The sequence below is a fragment of the Blastomonas sp. RAC04 genome, assembly GCF_001713435.1.
Taxonomy (GTDB): domain Bacteria; phylum Pseudomonadota; class Alphaproteobacteria; order Sphingomonadales; family Sphingomonadaceae; genus Blastomonas; species Blastomonas fulva.
Genome location: NZ_CP016460.1, coordinates 1,293,338 through 1,310,463 on the forward strand (window position 1 = coordinate 1,293,338; position 17,126 = coordinate 1,310,463).

The window sequence follows — 17,126 nt, forward strand, 5'->3', positions numbered from 1 at the left end:
GTCCTTTTGCCGACACTTTGCGATACCCCGGCGGCCATCGCCATGCAGCGGACCGCACAAGCTCCTCCGCCCGCGCCCGGGAATGAGACAGGCGAATCTCCGATCATCACCGACGAAGAGTTCGACGCGACCATTCCGTCGATCGACCCCGATGCGCCGATGGGGACGATCGAGGATTGGGACGCCGAGCAGTCACGCCTCGATTCCCGAGCGCGCGCGCTTGGTCAGACCGGCGATGCGACCGTGGGGGGAGATCTGCTGACCGCGCCTTTGGCCGATGACCCCGAGCTTGCCGCGCCGCTGGGCCCGCTGGAGAGCTTTGATGTCGAGCCGTTCGATGAAAGCCGCTACACCGAGGCAGACGACGACGCTGCCCGCGCGGTCCGTTACAGCTACCGGATCGACGGCCTGGACGCACTCGATGCAGCAGATGAAGCCAACCCCGAGCCCGATGGCGCAGGTTCGATCCGCGCGCGGTTTGGCGAGCTGTCCGCGCTCGACGATGGCGATGGCAAGGCGAGCAACGGAGCGATGGTTTCGGCGCGGATGCTCGAGGACCAGCAGCTCCTCGCCGACCTGCTGATCGGCCAGTGCTATTTCGACGCCACCGTGAACGGCGCGATCGAATTTGCCGAAAGCGGCACCACCGGGCCGATGATGGTCGTGCTCACCGCCAGTCCCGGCCCCTGCTATCGCCTCGGCACGATCACCTTCAACGCGCCGCCGGTCGAGCCTGCCGATCTGATCGCGCGCAATTTCGTTCCCGCATCCGGTGAGCCGATCGATGCCGAGCGTATTCTTGCGGCAGAGGCCAATATCGCAATCGCCATGCCGCAGCAGGGCTATCCGTTTGCCAAGGTCGGCCAGCGCGACATCCTGCTCGATCCCGAAAGCGTAACCGGCGATTACACGCTTCCCGTCACCGCTGGCGCGCGTAGCAGCTTTGGAGATATCGTCACTAGCGGATCGACCGTGTTCGAGGCCGACCACATCGCCAAGCTTGCCCGCTTCGACAAGGGCGACCTTTACGACAGCCGACTGGTCGACGATCTGCGCAAGGCGCTGGTGGCCACGGGGCTCTATTCGGTGGTCGCCGTGCAGCCCGAACCTTCGGGCACCGCAGCGCCCGACGGAACCCGATATGCCGATCTCAGGGTCGATCAGGAGGCTGGCCCCGCGCGCACGCTCGCGGCCAATGCCGGTTACGGCACCGGCCAGGGCATCCGCGCGCAGGGCAGCTGGACCCATCGCAACCTCTTCCCGCCCGAAGGCGCGCTGATCGCCAGCATAACCGCAGGCACGCAGGAACAGGGCGCATCGGCGACCTTCCGCCGATCGAACGCCGGACGCCGTGACCGCGCGGTCGAACTGAGCCTGTCGGCGCTGCGCAGCGACTTTGCAGCGTATGAATCCTTCACCGGGCGGCTGGCGGGGCGTGTCTCTTATTACAGCACGCCGATCTGGCAGAAGCGGCTGACCTACAGCTATGGCTTCGAGCTACTGGGCACCAACGAGCAGGATTACAACTTCACCCTCGGCCAGCGCGACCGGCGGACCTATTATGTGGCTGCGCTGCCGGGCCAGATCACCTGGGATCGTTCGAACGATCTGCTCGACCCGACCAGCGGCTTCCGGCTCTCGGCGCAGGTTTCGCCCGAGGCGTCGCTTGGCAGCGGAACGCTGTTCTATGGCCGCGGGCTGCTCGAGGGCACCGGCTATTACCCGGTGGGCGACAACATCGTGATTGCCGGACGCGCACGGGTGGGGTCGATCTTTGGCGCCGACCGCACAGACATCGCGCCTTCGCGGCGATATTATGCGGGAGGCGGCGGGTCGGTCCGCGGCTTCGGCTATCAGGAACTGGGTCCCAAGGACCCCGACAACCGTCCGATCGGCGGGCGCAGCCTGGTCGAGGCGGCGGCGGAAATCCGCTATCGCTTCGGCAATTACGGGATCGTTGGCTTTGTCGACGCAGGGCAGGTTTCGACCAGCTCGACCCCGGGGTTTGACGACCTTCGCTATGGCGTCGGGATCGGCGGGCGTTTCTATACCAATTTCGGGCCGATGCGGCTCGATGTCGCAACCCCGATCGCCCGGCGCCCCGGCGAATCGCGCGTCGCGGTCTATATCTCTATCGGTCAGGCCTTCTGATGGCCGACGCAATCGACACCGCCGCCGAACCCGTGGCCGAGGCGGTGCAGACCGAACACCCGCGAAAATCCTGGCCGCGCCGCATCGCCATCGGTATCGCGGTGCTGCTCGGCACGATCCTGGCGCTGCTCGCGATCGGCTATGTCTGGCTGGATAGCAGCAGCGGAAAGCGTTTCGTTGCCAAGCAGATTGCCGGGATGGAGTTCGAGAAGGGACTCAACGTCGGCATCGGCAGGATCGAAGGTTCGCTGTACGGGCGGATGCGGATCCGTGATCTGACGTTGCGCGATCCGCGGGGCGTTTTTGCTTCCTCGCCACTGGTCGAGGTCGACTGGCGCCCATTTGCCTTTGCACGCAGCCATGTCGATATCCGCTCGCTGGTTGTGCCGCAGATGCGCCTGCGCCGCCTGCCCGCGTTCAATGAGACCACGCCCACCAACGAGCCGCTGCTTCCCGATCTGGACATCGACATCGCCCGGCTGGATCTACGCCGCATCGACATCGATCCGGCAGTGACAGGCCAGCGCCATCGCGCATCCCTCGAAGGCAAGGTCCACATTGCCGACCGCACCGCCGTGGTCAGCGCGCGCGCGGCGACGCAGGCAGGCACCGGATTTGCAGGCGGCGAGACGATGACGCTCGATCTGCGCGCGGTTCCGGAAACCAACACGCTCGACCTGGCTTTCAATCTCGACGCCCCGGCGCAAGGCCTGATCGCCGGATTGACCGGCGTTGCCCAGCCGATGCGCGTCGATCTGCGCGGCAAGGGTGACTGGGACGCATGGAACGGTGCGCTGGGCGGCACGCTGGGCGGGCAGTCGCTCGCCGATGTCGTGCTCACCGCGCGCAAGGGTACCTTCACCGCGCGCGGCAAGATGCGCCCTGCCCTGCTGCTCGCAGCCCAGCCCGGCGCGCTGCTCGAGCCCGAAACGACGATCGACATCACCACCACCGCCAACGAGCGGCAGTTCGATATCGCGGCCAAAATCGGCAACGCCAATTTCGCGTTCGATGCCGATGGTCTGGTCGATCTGGGGACAAGCCAGATGCGCGATCTGCAGGTGGCCTTCCGCCTGCTGCAGCCCGGAACGATCGCCGAAAATCTTAGCGGTGCGGGGATTGCGGCCAATCTCACGCTCAACGGCGGGTTTGCATCCCCGCAGATCGGCTATGACATCACCGCCGCGCGGCTGGGCTTCAACGATATTTCGGTGATCGGCCTGACCGCGACCGGCGCGGCCCGGCTTGATGCCGATTCCTGGATGATCCCGGTGAGCGCGCGCGCGCGGCGCATCGCGGGGCTGAATGCCGCCGCTGGTGGCCTCCTCGAAAACGTCCGGCTCGACGGCGACCTTGCTTACTCGAACGCCCGGCTGATGTCCGACAACCTCAAAATCCGGTCCAGCCGCATCGATGCAACGGCGGTGATCCTCGCCGATCTCAATACCGGGCTGTATACCGGCGCGCTCAATGGCCGGGTCAACGGCTACCGCGTAGAAAGCGTGGGCATCTTCAACGTCGCGACCGATATCGATCTGGAAACCACCGGCAATGGCGGCTTCCGCCTCGCGGGCAAGATTTCGGCGCGATCCAGCCAGATCCTCAACGACGGCCTGCGCGAGTTCATGGGCGGCGATGCGCTGATCAACGCCGATGTCAGCTATGGCAGCGACGGCATCGGCCGGGTTACAAGGCTGACCGTGGCAGCGCCGGCATTCCGGCTCTCCGAAGGCCGGGGCTCTTATTCTACCGACGGCCAGATCCGCTTCGACGCGCGCGGTTCATCCAACCAATATGGCCCGCTGACCGTCGCGGTGACAGGGACGGTGACACGACCCGTCGCAACCGTGAAAGCTGCGCGGCCCGGGCTGGGCATAGGCATGTCCAACGTCATCGCCACCATTCGCGGAGACGGCAACAGCTATGCGGTGACCGGCAATGGCGACACCGATTACGGCGCGTTTGCTGCCGATGTGAACGTCTTCACGGCACGCGGACCGCTCGAGATCGCGGTAAACCCGGGCACCCGCTTTGCCGATATCGGCATCACCGGCAGGGTCCGCCAGACCAGCGCCGGACCCTTCGCAGGCCAGCTCATAGCCGATGGCGCCGGAGTGTCGGGCAATGTCGACCTCTCCGCCGCGGGTGCCTATCAGCGCGCGGTGCTGGCGTTGAACGCCCGCGATGCGCGGCTTCCCGGGCCCGCAGGCGTGGTCATCGGCCGCGCGATCATCGCAGCCGACATGGTGCTGACCGAACAGCCGCAGATCGTCGCCGATGTCCAGCTCGCGGGCACCAGAATGGGCCAACTGCAGATCGCCGCCGCGCGCGCCAAGATCGATTATCGCAACGGCCAGGGCAGCGCCCGGGTGATGGCGGAAGGGCGCAACAGCTTTCCGTTCCGCTTTGCCGCCAATGCGGTTCTGCAACCCGAGCTGTGGCGCGTCGCGCTTGATGGCCGTGCCAACGGCATCGACTTCAAGACCCGCAACCCGGCGCGGATCATTCCCGAGGCCGCACAGTACCGGCTGATGCCCACCACCATCGATCTGTCACGCGGCACAATCCAGCTCGCAGGCCGCTATGGCGCAGGCATGGATATCGAAGCGCGGCTTGCCGAGGTCGATATGGCGCTGATCAACCCGATCATGCCCGGACTGGGCCTGGGCGGAACGGCCTCGGGAAGCCTGGATTTCCGCCAAGCGAATGCCAACAGCTTCCCCGAGGCCGATGCCCGGCTGACGATCGACAATTTCACCCGCACCAGCCTTACTTCGGTTTCGCAGCCGGTGGACATGAGAGTGGTCGGGACGCTGCAGCCCGAGGGCGGCAATGCCCGCGCGATCATCAGGCGGCGTGGTGCGGTGATCGGCCGCATGCAGGTCGCGCTCACCCCGCTCGCCGCTGGCGCCGGCAGCTGGACCACCCGGCTGCTTGCCGCTCCGCTGAGCGGCGGCCTGCGCTACAATGGACCTGCCGACACCCTGTTCTCGCTCGCCGCGCTTCCCGACCAGAGCCTGTCTGGCGCGATCGGCGTGGCAGCGGACTTCACGGGCCGTGTCCAACAGCCGCAGCTGCGCGGCATCGTGCGCGCCAACAACCTCACGTACGAAAACGAACAATACGGCACCCGGCTGACCAACATGCGGCTGCGCGGCAGCTTCACCGGCGACCGGCTGCAGGTCGAGCAGCTGACAGCGCGTGCCGGCAGCGGCACGATCAGCGGCGAAGGCTTCGTCTCGCTGAGCTCGGCGCAGGGTTTTCCGGTGCAGCTCGCGCTCAATCTCGACAATGCGCGACTGGCAGATGGCAGCGGCCTAGCCGCGACCGCCACCGGACAGCTCAGCATCATCAACAGCGCGACCCAGCCAGCGCTGATCTCGGGCACCATCCGGCTGCCCGAGACCCGCTACCGCATCGTGCGCCAGGGTTCGGCGCAGGTCGCCAAGCTCACCGGGGTCAGGCGCAAGCCGGCGTTGGGCCGTGCACGGATCACCGGCGACCCCGATCCCATTTCGGGCGTGCCCAGCGACTGGCGGCTTGACGTCAAGCTGGTCGCGGACAACCAGGTCTATGTCTCGGGAATGGGGCTGGATTCCGAATGGGCGGCGGACATCCGCATCACCGGAACCAAAGGCAATCCGCGGATCACCGGCGGTATCGATCTGGTGCGCGGCACGCTGGGCTTTGCCGGGCGCTCGTTCGATCTGGAAGAGGGCCGCCTGCGGTTCAACGGCGGCAGCGCCACCAATCCGGTGATCAATCTGCGCGCCAGCGGCGAAGCGGGCGATGTTACGGTGAACATCAACGTATCGGGCACCGGCGAGAATCCAGACATCGCGTTCTCCTCGACGCCCGCGCTCCCGCAGGACGAGGTCATGGCGCGCATCCTGTTCGGCAATTCGATCGGTGAGCTGACCCCGATCCAGGCGGTGCAGCTCGCCGCCTCGCTCAATAGCCTGCGCGGCGGCAGCGGCGGGCTCAACCCGCTGGGCGTGCTGCAATCGGCATCGGGCATCGACCGGCTGCGCATTTTGGGAGCCGACGAGGACACCGGGCGCGGCACCTCGCTCGCGGTGGGGCAGTATATCTCGAACGATGTCTATGTCGAAATCATCACCGACACGCGCGGCTTTACAGCGACGCAGATCGAGATCAGCCTGAGCAAGGCACTGTCGGTGCTGAGCCAGGTCGGCAGCTTCGGCGGATCGAATGTCAACGTCCAGTACCGAAAGGACTATTGATGCGGAGCAGCATTCTTCTGATGGCGTGCACGGCGATGGTGCTGCTCGGCGGCTGCCAGGCCGAACCGGATTTTGACACGAAGTTCGAGCAGCAATCGCGCAATCTTGCCGCAAAGGCGCGCAGCATCGATACCGATACCGAAAAGCAGCTCAATGCCGCACGCGAAGCTGAGCGGGCCCGCGCCGAACTTGGCAAGCCGGCAACCGCCCCGACCCCTGCCCCAGTCACAGACGCGAAGTAGCCATGGCCTCCACACCTCCCGCCACCCTTGCCGACGCAGGCGCCATGCCCGCCGACGTCGAGGCGCTGGCCGATCAGGTGCCCGGCGCCAGGGCCCATTCTCCGCTGGATATGCCGCCCAGCGCGTGGTGGGCGATCATCAAGCGGGTCTATGTCATGAACGGGGTGCACAACCTCGCGCTGCTCGCGGCGGGCGTCGCGTTCTTCGCATTTTTGGCGTTCGTGCCGCTTATCGCGGTCATCGTCCTGCTCTACGGGCTGATCGCCGATCCGGGGACCGTCGCCAACAGCCTCGACCTGCTCAACGAGGTCGTGCCGAGCGAGGTTCTGGTGATCGTGCGCGAACAGCTGCTGCAGATCGTCACCACCAGTTCGACCCAGCAGGGCCTGGGGCTGGTACTTGCGCTGCTGTTTTCAACGTATGGCGCGATGCGCGCGGCGACCGCGATGATGCGCGCGCTTAACATCATCTATGAAGAGCACGAAACCCGCGGGTTCTTCCGCACCACCTTGGTCGCAGTGATGATCACGCTGGGAATGGCTGGCATCGCGGTGGTCGGTCTCGTGTCGATCTCGCTGTTCAGCTATGTCCGCAACTTTGTGGCGCCCTATATCGGCGCATCGTCGCTGATGCTGATCCAGACGCTGACCTGGGTCGTCGCGGCGATGCTGGTCAGCGTGACCTTCGCAATCTTCTTCCGCTACGCTCCCGATCGCCGCGCCGCCAAGTGGCGCTGGCTGTCGCTGGGCTCTATGGCATCGACGGTGCTGTGGCTGTGCATAACGCTGGGTTTCGGCTTCTACGCCGCCAATGTCAGCGACTATAACGCGACCTATGGTTCTCTCGCGGCGATCGTGATCTTCCTGATGTGGCTATTCCTGTCGGCCTATGCGGTGCTGATCGGCGCGGAGATCAATGCCGAGACCGAGCGCCAGACTTTCCGCGATTCAACCGTGGGCGCCGACCGTCCGTTGGGCCAGCGCGGCGCGGCGCTGGCGGATTCGGTCGCGCTCGACGAGGCCGAGCAGGCTATACTGGAAAAGCAGCGGCGCAGGCGGACCGTCCAGCCTTGACCGTCGGCCAGGCCTAATTCTTGGGAAGTTCTGGCTTGTCGGCCAGGACATCGCCACTGGGCGTCGGGATGGACCAGATCACGACATTGCCGATCATCACCGCCGCCAGGATCAGCATCAGCACCGGCTGCTTGCGCTGACCGCGCCGCAGCAGAACGATGGCGCCTGCGATCAGCGCGAAGGCAGTGAGCACGGCGAGCGAGAGAACAAAGCTGGTCATGCCCGCCCGTGTGTCAGTCCAGACCCGGCATCGTCAAGGCGGCATCGCGCAATCCGCGCCAGACGCGCGCCGCCTGCACGGTTTCGGGCACGTCATGCACCCGGACGATCTGCGCGCCCGATCCGATCGCGCTCAGCGCAAGCGTGATCGATCCGCCCAGCCGCGCGTCGACAGATGCCTCGTTGGACAGCGCCCCGATCATCCGCTTGCGGCTGGCGCCGAACAGGATCGGCTGGCCCAGCGCGTGGAACAGCGGCAGCGCGTTGATCAGCGCCAGATTGTCGGCGAGCGATTTGCCAAAGCCGATGCCCGGATCGATCAGGATGCGATCGCGCGCAATCCCGCCTGCGATCACAGCAGCGATCCGTGCCTCGAGCCAGTCGAACACGTCAGTGACGACATTGCCATAGCCTGCACCGGTGTGCGGGTTCTGCCCCTGCGAGGGCGCGTGCATCAGCACCACCGGGCACCCGGCCTGGCGGACGACATCGATCGCGCGGCTGTCGAACAGCAGCGCCGAGACATCGTTGACGATGTGCGCGCCAGCCTGAAGCGCGGCCTCCATCACCGCAGCCTTGCGGGTATCAACCGACAGGATTGCGCCGCTGTGGGCGAGCGTCTTGATCGCCGGGACGACGCGGGCGATCTCGTCGCCTTCCCAAACCACCGGCGCATCGGGGCGGGTGGATTCGCCGCCGATGTCGATCAAGGATGCGCCCGCGGTCAGCATCGCAAAGCCTGCATCGGCCGCACCGGCCGGGTCGTCAGTGAAGCGGCCACCATCGGAGAAGCTGTCCGGGGTGACGTTCAATATCCCCATCACCTGCGGCTGGTCGAACCGCAGAATCCGCTCGCCCACCGCCAGCGGCGCGTGCTGCCGCGACAGATTGGCGAACTGGGTGCGAGCCCGGTCAGCCTGGTCACCGGGCATCGTTGCAAGCGCTTCGGCAAAGCCATCGACCGGCACGATCTGCCGCGCGACCAGCCTGCCCGCCTCAATCGTCTCGATCGCCAGCAGATGGCACCACACCAGGCTGTTGCCCAGCCGGATGGTGGCGCCATCGAAGGTCTGCGGGTTTTCGGCCAGCCCGACAGGCCGGACATAGACTGTACCGGACATGGGCCTCAGGGCTCGGTGGCGAGCAGATAGGTCTGGCGCAGGCTGTCGAGCGGCTTGAGGCCGTCCTTGGTCTCGATATGCCAATAGGTCCAGCCGTTGCACGACGGCGCATTCTGCAGGCTCGCGCCGACCTTGTGGATCGATCCTGTATGATCGCCGGTGAGCAGCGAGCCATCGGCGCGAACCGTTGCGCGGTGCTTGCGCGCCTTGTCCATGATTACCGCGCCGACTTGGATAAAACCCGTTTCGACCAGCGTACCGAAGGCGACGCGCGGCTGGCTCTTGGGCGACTGCATGGTCTTCAAGCCCGATTCATCGAGCGGCAGCGCAGCTTCGATGCGCTCTTCGGCGACCTCGCAATAGACCGGATCGCGCTCGCAGCCGATCCATTCGCGGCCAAGCCGTTTGGCGACCGCACCGGTGGTGCCCGTGCCGAAGAACGGATCGAGCACCACATCGCCCGGATTGGTGCAGGCCAGCAGGATGCGATACAGCAGCGCCTCGGGCTTCTGCGTCGGGTGCGCCTTGGTGCCGCCGCGCTTCAACCGCTCCTGCCCACCGCAGATGGGGATCACCCAATCGGAGCGCATTTGCAGCTCGTCGTTCAGTGTCTTCATCGCGCGATAGTTGAACGTGTATTTCGATTTCTCGTCACGCGAGGCCCAGATCAGCGTTTCATGCGCGTTGGTGAAGCGGGTGCCGCGGAAATTGGGCATCGGGTTGGCCTTGCGCCAGACGATGTCGTTGAGGATCCAGAAGCCCAGGTCCTGCAGCGTCGCGCCGACACGGAAGATGTTGTGATAGCTGCCGATCACCCACATCGAGCCATCGGGCTTGAGGATGCGCTGGGCTTCGGTCATCCACTCGCGGGTGAACCGGTCATAGGCGGCGAAGGTGTCGAACTTGTCCCAGTCATTGTCGACCGCATCGACGCGGCCGCCCTCGGGCCGGAACAGGTCGCCGCCAAGCTGCAGGTTGTAGGGCGGATCGGCGAAGATCATGTCGATCGAACCGGTGGGAAGCTTGCGCATTTCCTCGATGCAATCGCCGCGCAGGATCTGGCCCAGGGGCAGCTCGGGTTTGGCCGCGGGCCGCACGCGCACCGGCGCCTTCGCCTTGCGCACCACAGGCGCCATCATCTCGCCAGTCAAAACCATCTTTACCCCCACATACCCTTGGAACAGGGCCCTGCATGAGTCCTCGGCGACCATCGGTCAAGGCCAAAACCCTAGGGATTCCGGGTGTTCAAATGGTTAACGAGGCCGCGCTTATGCGGAACACAATGAGTCCAAATCCAGATGTTGAGTCTTGTTAACCGGTCGGGACTCAACGCCTAGTGGTGTGACATCGAGGACTCGGCACGCAAAAAAATTGCGTCAGAGCAGCATTGCCTGCGCCACTGGGGCAAAGCTCTTCCTGTGAAGCGGGCAAGGCCCGTGCTGGCGCAATGCGGCAAGGTGCTGGGCGGTGCCATAACCCATGTTGCGCTCCCAGCCGTAATGCGGGTGTTCTGCCGCAGCGGCGAGCATCATCCGGTCGCGGTGCTGCTTGGCAAGGATCGAAGCCGCAGAGATACACGGATGCAGCGCGTCGCCCTTGACGATGGCCTCGGCGCGGTAGCTCCAGCGCGGCAGCCGGTTGCCATCGACCAGCACGTGCCCCGGCGCATCGCCCAGCGCCTCGACCGCGCGGGTCATTGCCAGCATGGTTGCCTGCAGGATGTTGATCGCGTCGATCTCCTCGACACTGGCGATACCGATCCCGAAGCTGCAGCGCTCGCGGATTTCGGCTTCCAGCCGCGCGCGTTTTGCAGCGCTCAGCACCTTGCTGTCGGCCAGCCCTTCGATGCCATCCGGGCAGAGGATCACGGCTGCGGCGACCACGGGACCCGCCAGCGGACCCCTGCCCGCCTCGTCCACACCCGCGATGGTTGCAGACAGGCAAAAGGGCAGATCGAGGGAACCGGACCGGGTCATCGTGCGTCTCTGCCGCAAGGCCCTTGCGACCGCAAGCACTGCCCCGCCAAACGAGCGCAAATATCCCGAATCATTTGCAATCTGTCCCCGGATGGCGATGATCGTTTCCATGAAAAACGGAGTGACCCTGATGCACCGACTGACCCTGAGCGCCGCGCTGCCGCTCGCCCTGATTGCGTGCAACAGCGGCGGAGAAGCCGTGGCCAGCGGCGAGGCCGCCACCGAAGTCGCTGCGATTTCCCCGGTCGATCGCCTGCCTTTCGAAACCGCTGAAGTCGCCGCGTTCGACGAACCCTGGGCAATGACCTTCCTCCCCGATGGCCGCGCGCTGGTCACCGAGAAGAAGGGCGTTCTAAAGCTGGTCAGCTTTGGCGCGGACGGAAAGCCTGCAATGGTCGATGTCTCGGGCACCCCCAAGGTGGCTTATGGCGGCCAGGGCGGTCTGGGCGATGTCGTGCTGTCGCCCGACTTCACCAATGACGGCTTTGTCTATCTCAGCTTTGCCGAGGCCGGCGAAGGCGATACCAGCGGCGCTGCTGTCGCCCGCGCCAAGATGGTGGCTGCGGCGGATGGCAGCGCCAGCCTGAAGGACATGCAGGTCATCTGGCGGCAGGAGCCCAAGGTCAGCGGCAAGGGCCATTACGGCCACCGCATCGCCTTCGGCCCCGATGGCATGATGTATATCTCCTCGGGCGAGCGGCAGAAGTTCGATCCCGCTCAGGATCTCGAGCAGAATCTCGGCAAGATCGTGCGGCTGACCCCGACCGGCGGCATCCCCTCGGATAATCCGATGTACGATCAGGGCCGGATCAAGGCGCAGATCTGGTCTTATGGGCACCGCAACCCGCTGGGCCTCGCGTTCGATAGCGCGGGCAATCTGTGGAATTCCGAAATGGGCCCCAAGGGCGGCGACGAGCTCAACCTCGTCAAGCGCAGCGCCAATTACGGCTATCCCAAGGTTTCGAACGGCGATCATTACGACGGCCGCGACATCCCCGACCATTCGCCCGAAGACGGCTTCGTGCCACCCAAGGTGTTCTGGACCCCGGTCATCTCGCCCAGCAGCCTGATGATCTACACCGGTGACCTGTTCCCGGCATGGAAGAACAGCGCGTTTATCGGCGCGCTGAGCGGCCAGGCGCTGGTGCGCGTCAAGCTTGACGGCGAGAACGCCGAAAAGGCCGACAACTGGGCGATGGAAGGCCGCATCCGCGAGGTCGAACAGGGCCCGGACGGTGCGATCTGGGTGCTGGAAGACGGTGCGCGCGGCTCCAAGGGTCGTCTGCTCAAGCTGACTCCGGCGAAGTAAATCCTAGGATAAAGCGAAGGCTTTGCGTCCGCGCTGCGGGCGCAAAGCCATTTCATTTCGCAACCTATCGCGCTATTCCACCGCGAAACACACAATCGGGAGACGATGAATGGCGACCATGACCGACGCTGCGCTCAAGGCTGATCAGCTGACAGAAGTTCTCGACCGGCAGAAGGCGGCGTTCCTTGCCGAGCTGCCCGTTCCCATGGCTGTCCGCAAGGACCGCATCAAGCGGCTGATGAAGCTGGTTCACGACAACGCCGATGCACTGGTCGCGGCGATGAGCGAGGATTTCGGCCACCGCAGCGCCGAGCAGTCGAAGATGACCGACATCGTCAGCGTGCTCAACTGCGCGCGGCACACGCTCAAGCACATGGACAGCTGGGCCAAGCCGGAAAAGCGTTCCGTACAGTTTCCCTTGGGGCTGCTGGGCGCACGCGCACGGGTGGAATATCAGCCGCTGGGCGTTGTCGGCATCATCGCGCCTTGGAATTTCCCGATCCAGCTTTGCCTGACCCCCGCCATCGGCGCGCTTGCTGCGGGCAACCGAGTGATGATCAAGAACAGCGAGTACACCGAAAAGACCTCGAACCTGCTCGCCGAACTCGGCCCGCAGTTCTTCGATGCGAGCGAAGTCGCGTTCTTCACCGGTGGACCGGACGTCGGCCAGGCGTTTTCCGAGCTGCCGTTCAACCATCTGCTGTTCACTGGCGCGACCAGCGTCGGCCACCACATCATGCGCGCTGCCGCCAAGAACCTGGTTCCGATCACGCTCGAGCTGGGCGGCAAGTCGCCCGCGATCATCGGTCGCGGGGCAGACAAGGCCAAGGCGGCGCAGCGGGTCACCATGGGCAAAATGCTCAATGCCGGCCAGATCTGCATCGCACCCGATTACCTCTATGTCCCGCGCGAGGACGAGAGCGAGATCATCGAGAACATCAAGCAGTCCGCGGGCACCTTGTACCCGACCCTGCTGACCAACGACGACTACACCGCCGTGGTCAACGAACGCCATCACCAGCGGCTGACCGGCTATCTCGATGACGCGCGCGAAAAGGGCGCGGAGGTGATCGAGGTCAATCCGGGGAACGAGGATTTCAAATCGGCCAACAGCCGCAAGATGCCGCTGCATATCCTGCGCAACGTCACCGATGACATGAAGGTGATGCAGGACGAGATCTTCGGCCCGATCCTTCCGGTCAAGACCTACACCACGGTCGATGAGGCGATCGACTACGTCAACGGCCGTGACCGCCCGCTAGCGCTGTATTATTTCGGTGAGGACGGCGACGAGGCCAGGAAGGTCACCGATCGCACCGTCTCGGGCGGCGTCACGCTCAACGACACGATCTTCCACGTCGCGATGGAAGATTTGCCGTTCGGCGGCGTAGGCCCCTCGGGGATGGGCGCGTATCACGGGCTCGATGGCTTCCGAACCTTCAGCCATGCCAAGTCGATCTACAGCCAGCCGCGGATAGATGTCGCCAAGCTGGGCGGCTTCCTGCCACCCTATGGCGATGCGACGAAGAAGGCGATCGCGCGCGATCTGAAGCTCTGAACGAGGCCAGGATCAGCGGTGGCTTTTGCGGGTTGCAGGAATTTCCCGACCCGTTATAGGCTGCCGCTTCTTGGCGGGCGTGGTGGAATGGTAGACGCGCCGGACTCAAAATCCGGTTCCGCAAGGAGTGTGGGTTCGAGTCCCACCGCCCGCACCAAGAGCCCCTGCCCGACCGATCCAGACCACGACCCGGGCGCTTCCAGGCAAAAGGCTTGCATGGGGCAAAATCCGGCTTAGTGCCGGGCGCAGTGTTCGCTCTTGCTGGATCGCATCATGTCCCATTCCGTCTCGCCGCTCGCGCTTCCCTTTCCCCACCTTCCGGCAATCGCCGGCGTCACCCCGCATGTGGCGCGCGCGCGGTACAAAGACTGGGACCGCTGCGACCTGAGCCTTGTCGAGCTCGCCCCCGGAACGACAGTCGCCGGCGTCACCACCACCAGCAAATGCCCCTCGCCCGAAGTGGAATGGTGCCGCAGTGCTTTGCCCCAGGGCAGCGCCCGCGCGCTGGTGGTGAGCGCAGGCAACGCCAACGCCTTTACCGGGGGCAAGGGCCGCAATGCGGTGCAGATGGTCGTCGACACGGTGTCGGCACAGCTCGGCTGCGCGGCGCAGGAGGTGTTCGTCTCGGCCACGGGGGTGATCGGCGTTCCGCTGCCACAGGACAAGGCGCGCGCGGGTCTCGACGCGGCGTTCGCCGCAGCCCCGTGCAGCTGGCGCGATCTGACCGACGCCATCGGCACCACCGATACCTTCGCCAAGGCCGCAACCACCAGCGCAATGATCGGCGACCGGCGGGTCGAACTGGTCGGTGTGATCAAGGGTTCGGGAATGATCGCGCCCGACATGGCAACGATGCTGGGCTACATTTTCACCGACGCCGCCATCGCGCCCGCGCTGCTTCAGCAGATGCTGAGCGCGGCCAACCGCAGCACGTTCAGCTGCATCACCGTCGACAGCGACACGTCGACCAGCGATACCGTGCTCGCCTTTGCCACCGGCCAGGCGGATCATCCCCGGCTCGAGACGATGGACAGCGTGGGCGCGGATGCGTTCGCCGCCGCGCTGGCCGATCTGTGCCGGCAGCTGGCGCATCTGGTGGTGCGCGATGGCGAAGGGGCGAGCAAGTTCATCGAGGTGCGGGTGACCGGCGCAGTGTCCGACGAGAGCGCGCACCGCATTGCGCTCTCGATCGCCAACTCGCCCCTGGTCAAGACCGCGATCGCGGGCGAGGACGCCAATTGGGGCCGCGTCGTCATGGCGGTGGGCAAGGCCGGCGAACCTGCTGAGCGCGACCTGCTCTTGATCCGCTTCGGCGGGGTCGAGGTTGCAGCCAAGGGGGTCGTCGTCGAAGGCTATGACGAAGCCCCGGTTGCGGCGCACCTCAAGGGGCAAGAGATTCTGGTCGAGGCCGGTATCGGGCTGGGACAGGGCCGCGCAACGGTGTGGACCTGCGACCTCACCCACGGCTATATCTCGATCAACGCCGACTACCGGAGCTAAGCTGAATGCTCACCATCTGGGGCCGCCTGAACTCGCATAACGTCAAGAAGGTCGTGTGGCTCACAGAGGAGATCGGGCTGGACTATGTGCGCCATGATGTCGGCGGCAAGTTCGGGATGGATGCGGCGTATCTTGCGCTCAATCCGAATGCGCTGATCCCGACGATCGACGATGACGGGCTGGTGCTGTGGGAATCGAACGCGATCCTGCGCTATCTTGCAGCGCGCTACGCCCCGCATCTGTGGCCCGATGATCTGGAGCAGCGCGCCGCGGCGGACAAGTGGATGGACTGGCAGTTCGCCTTTGCCGATGCGCAGCGCGATGTGTTCCTGATGCTGGTGCGCAAGCCCGTCGAAGAACACGACGCCGCCGTCATTGCCAGGGGAGCGGAGACCACCGCACGGATGATGGCGATGCTCGAGGATGTGCTGGCGAAGCAACCCTGGCTGACCGGCGAGAACTTCGGCATCGCCGATATCCCGATGGGTACCTATGCGCATACTTGGTTCACGCTGGCGATGCCGCGACCGGATATGCCGCACGTCAGGGCGTGGTATGACCGGCTCAAGACGCGCCCCGGCTTTGCCGCCAATGTCATGATCGCGCTGACCTGATGCACACGCTCTACACCCCCGTCTCGGACCTGATCCGCACCGTCGCGCGCGAGGTCGTGCTGCACCACTATCAGCAGCTGTCTTCGGCCCAGATCAGCGAGAAGACCCCGGGCGACCTGGTAACAATCGCCGACCAGGAAAGCGAAAGGCGGCTGAGCGCGGGGCTCGCGGACATCCTTCCGCAGGCCAGCATCGTCGGCGAGGAAGCGGTCGAGGCTGACCCGGTGCTGATCGAACGTGTCAACGACAGCACTGCCTGGATCATTGACCCTATCGACGGCACACACAATTATGCCAATGGCCATCCGCCGTTCGGCATCATCATCGCGCTGGTCGAGCGCGGCGAGACGGTGGCGGGCTGGCTCTACGATCCGCTGGCTGACCGCATGTGCCACGCAGTGCGCGGCGGCGGCGCGTTCATCAACGATCTGCCGGTCACCGCCCGCGAGAGCGGCGAGCAGCTACCCGTCGCGGCGATCTCGACCCTGTTCATCGAGGAGCCGCGCCGCAGCGCGATCAACCGCGCAGCCGAAGGCAGATTCCGCCTCGTCGACATACCGCGCTGTGCCGCCGAGCAGTATCCCCGTCTGGTGCTGGGCGAGAACGATGTCACGCTGTTCGAGCGCACGCTGCCATGGGACCATGCCGCAGGCGTGCTGTTCGTCGAGGAAGCGGGCGGCAAGGCGGCGCGGCTAGACGGTTCGCGCTATCTGCCGGGCGACCGCCGCACCGGAATGATCGCCGCCGCCTCACCCCGGCTGTGGGACGAAGCGGCAGCGATACTCATTTAGGCCGGAAGCGCGCCTTCGAGCCAGCTCTTGAGAGCGCTCTTGGGCGCGGCGCCGACCTTGGTTTCGACGATCTGCCCCTTGTCGAACAGGATCATGGTGGGAATGCCGCGCACGCCATACTTGGCGGGGGCATCGGGATTGTCGTCGATGTTGATCTTGGCGATCGTGACCTTGCCCGCAAGCTCGTCGCTGATCTCTTCGAGAGCCGGGCCGATCATCTTGCACGGGCCGCACCACTCCGCCCAGAAATCGACGAGCACCGGCTTGTCGGACTTGAGGACATCGGCATCGAAGCTTGCATCGCTGATTGCAGTGGTGGCCATGGGGA

General features: G+C 65.1%; 14 protein-coding genes and 1 tRNA gene. 10 read left to right on the plus strand and 5 right to left on the minus strand.

Annotation, left to right across the window (positions count from 1 at the left end; genetic code table 11):
• Nucleotides 1-42: 42 nt before the first annotated feature.
• From BSY18_RS07250 to BSY18_RS07265, 4 genes are read left to right on the plus strand one after another with little or no spacing between them, the layout of a single operon-like run.
• Nucleotides 43-2,151: an autotransporter assembly complex protein TamA gene (locus BSY18_RS07250; RefSeq protein ID WP_069050145.1), complete on the plus strand. Its 2,109-nt coding sequence runs from the start codon at nt 43-45 to the stop codon at nt 2,149-2,151.
• Nucleotides 2,151-6,395 (plus strand): translocation/assembly module TamB domain-containing protein, encoded by a 4,245-nt coding sequence (locus BSY18_RS07255; RefSeq protein ID WP_069050146.1) that lies wholly within the window; start codon nt 2,151-2,153, stop codon nt 6,393-6,395. The genes BSY18_RS07250 and BSY18_RS07255 overlap by 1 nt, the downstream gene beginning before the upstream one ends.
• The gene (locus tag BSY18_RS07260) at nt 6,395-6,637 is read left to right on the plus strand and encodes a hypothetical protein (protein ID WP_054133792.1); all 243 of its coding nucleotides are present in this window, start codon (nt 6,395-6,397) and stop codon (nt 6,635-6,637) included. The genes BSY18_RS07255 and BSY18_RS07260 overlap by 1 nt, the downstream gene beginning before the upstream one ends.
• 2 nt (nt 6,638-6,639) lie before the next feature.
• The gene (locus tag BSY18_RS07265) at nt 6,640-7,710 is read left to right on the plus strand and encodes a YihY/virulence factor BrkB family protein (protein ID WP_083231357.1); all 1,071 of its coding nucleotides are present in this window, start codon (nt 6,640-6,642) and stop codon (nt 7,708-7,710) included.
• A gap of 13 nt (nt 7,711-7,723) precedes the next feature.
• Here BSY18_RS07265 and BSY18_RS07270 read toward each other — a convergent pair whose 3' ends face one another.
• The 4 genes from BSY18_RS07270 to BSY18_RS07285 all read right to left on the minus strand — a co-directional run bounded on the left by BSY18_RS07270 (nt 7,724) and on the right by BSY18_RS07285 (nt 11,026).
• Nucleotides 7,724-7,930 carry a hypothetical protein gene (locus BSY18_RS07270; protein ID WP_054133794.1) on the minus strand — a complete coding sequence of 69 codons (207 nt, stop codon included), beginning with the start codon at nt 7,928-7,930 and terminating at the stop codon, nt 7,724-7,726.
• 13 nt (nt 7,931-7,943) lie between these two features.
• Complete coding sequence (gene folP, locus BSY18_RS07275) at nt 7,944-9,050, minus strand: dihydropteroate synthase (RefSeq protein ID WP_069050148.1); 1,107 nt, start codon at nt 9,048-9,050, stop codon at nt 7,944-7,946.
• Nucleotides 9,051-9,055: 5 nt separating this feature from the next.
• Nucleotides 9,056-10,207, minus strand: a complete 1,152-nt coding sequence (locus BSY18_RS07280; protein WP_069050149.1) for a site-specific DNA-methyltransferase — start codon at nt 10,205-10,207, stop codon at nt 9,056-9,058.
• Nucleotides 10,208-10,426: 219 nt separating this feature from the next.
• A complete protein-coding gene (locus BSY18_RS07285; RefSeq protein WP_069051770.1) occupies nt 10,427-11,026 on the minus strand; it encodes a ribonuclease HII in 600 nt (199 codons plus the stop codon).
• Nucleotides 11,027-11,135: 109 nt separating this feature from the next.
• Between BSY18_RS07285 and BSY18_RS07290 the strand changes: the two genes are divergently transcribed.
• From BSY18_RS07290 to BSY18_RS07315, 6 genes are all read left to right on the plus strand, one after another.
• A complete protein-coding gene (locus BSY18_RS07290; protein ID WP_236823471.1) occupies nt 11,136-12,335 on the plus strand; it encodes a PQQ-dependent sugar dehydrogenase in 1,200 nt (399 codons plus the stop codon).
• A gap of 109 nt (nt 12,336-12,444) precedes the next feature.
• Nucleotides 12,445-13,893, plus strand: coding sequence for a coniferyl aldehyde dehydrogenase (locus tag BSY18_RS07295; protein ID WP_069050150.1), 1,449 nt, complete (start codon nt 12,445-12,447; stop codon nt 13,891-13,893).
• A 73-nt stretch (nt 13,894-13,966) separates the two neighbouring features.
• Nucleotides 13,967-14,050: transfer RNA gene (locus BSY18_RS07300), tRNA-Leu, on the plus strand.
• Nucleotides 14,051-14,166: 116 nt separating this feature from the next.
• Nucleotides 14,167-15,393, plus strand: coding sequence for a bifunctional glutamate N-acetyltransferase/amino-acid acetyltransferase ArgJ (gene argJ / locus BSY18_RS07305; RefSeq protein ID WP_069051772.1), 1,227 nt, complete (start codon nt 14,167-14,169; stop codon nt 15,391-15,393).
• Nucleotides 15,394-15,398: 5 nt separating this feature from the next.
• Nucleotides 15,399-16,007 (plus strand): glutathione S-transferase family protein, encoded by a 609-nt coding sequence (locus tag BSY18_RS07310; RefSeq protein ID WP_069050151.1) that lies wholly within the window; start codon nt 15,399-15,401, stop codon nt 16,005-16,007.
• Complete coding sequence (locus tag BSY18_RS07315) at nt 16,007-16,798, plus strand: inositol monophosphatase family protein (RefSeq protein ID WP_069050152.1); 792 nt, start codon at nt 16,007-16,009, stop codon at nt 16,796-16,798. Before BSY18_RS07310 ends, BSY18_RS07315 begins: the two co-directional genes overlap by 1 nt.
• Here the strand turns inward: BSY18_RS07315 and trxA are convergent.
• Complete coding sequence (trxA, locus tag BSY18_RS07320; protein ID WP_054133800.1) at nt 16,795-17,121, minus strand: thioredoxin TrxA; 327 nt, start codon at nt 17,119-17,121, stop codon at nt 16,795-16,797. The genes BSY18_RS07315 and trxA overlap by 4 nt on opposite strands.
• Nucleotides 17,122-17,126: the final 5 nt, after the last annotated feature.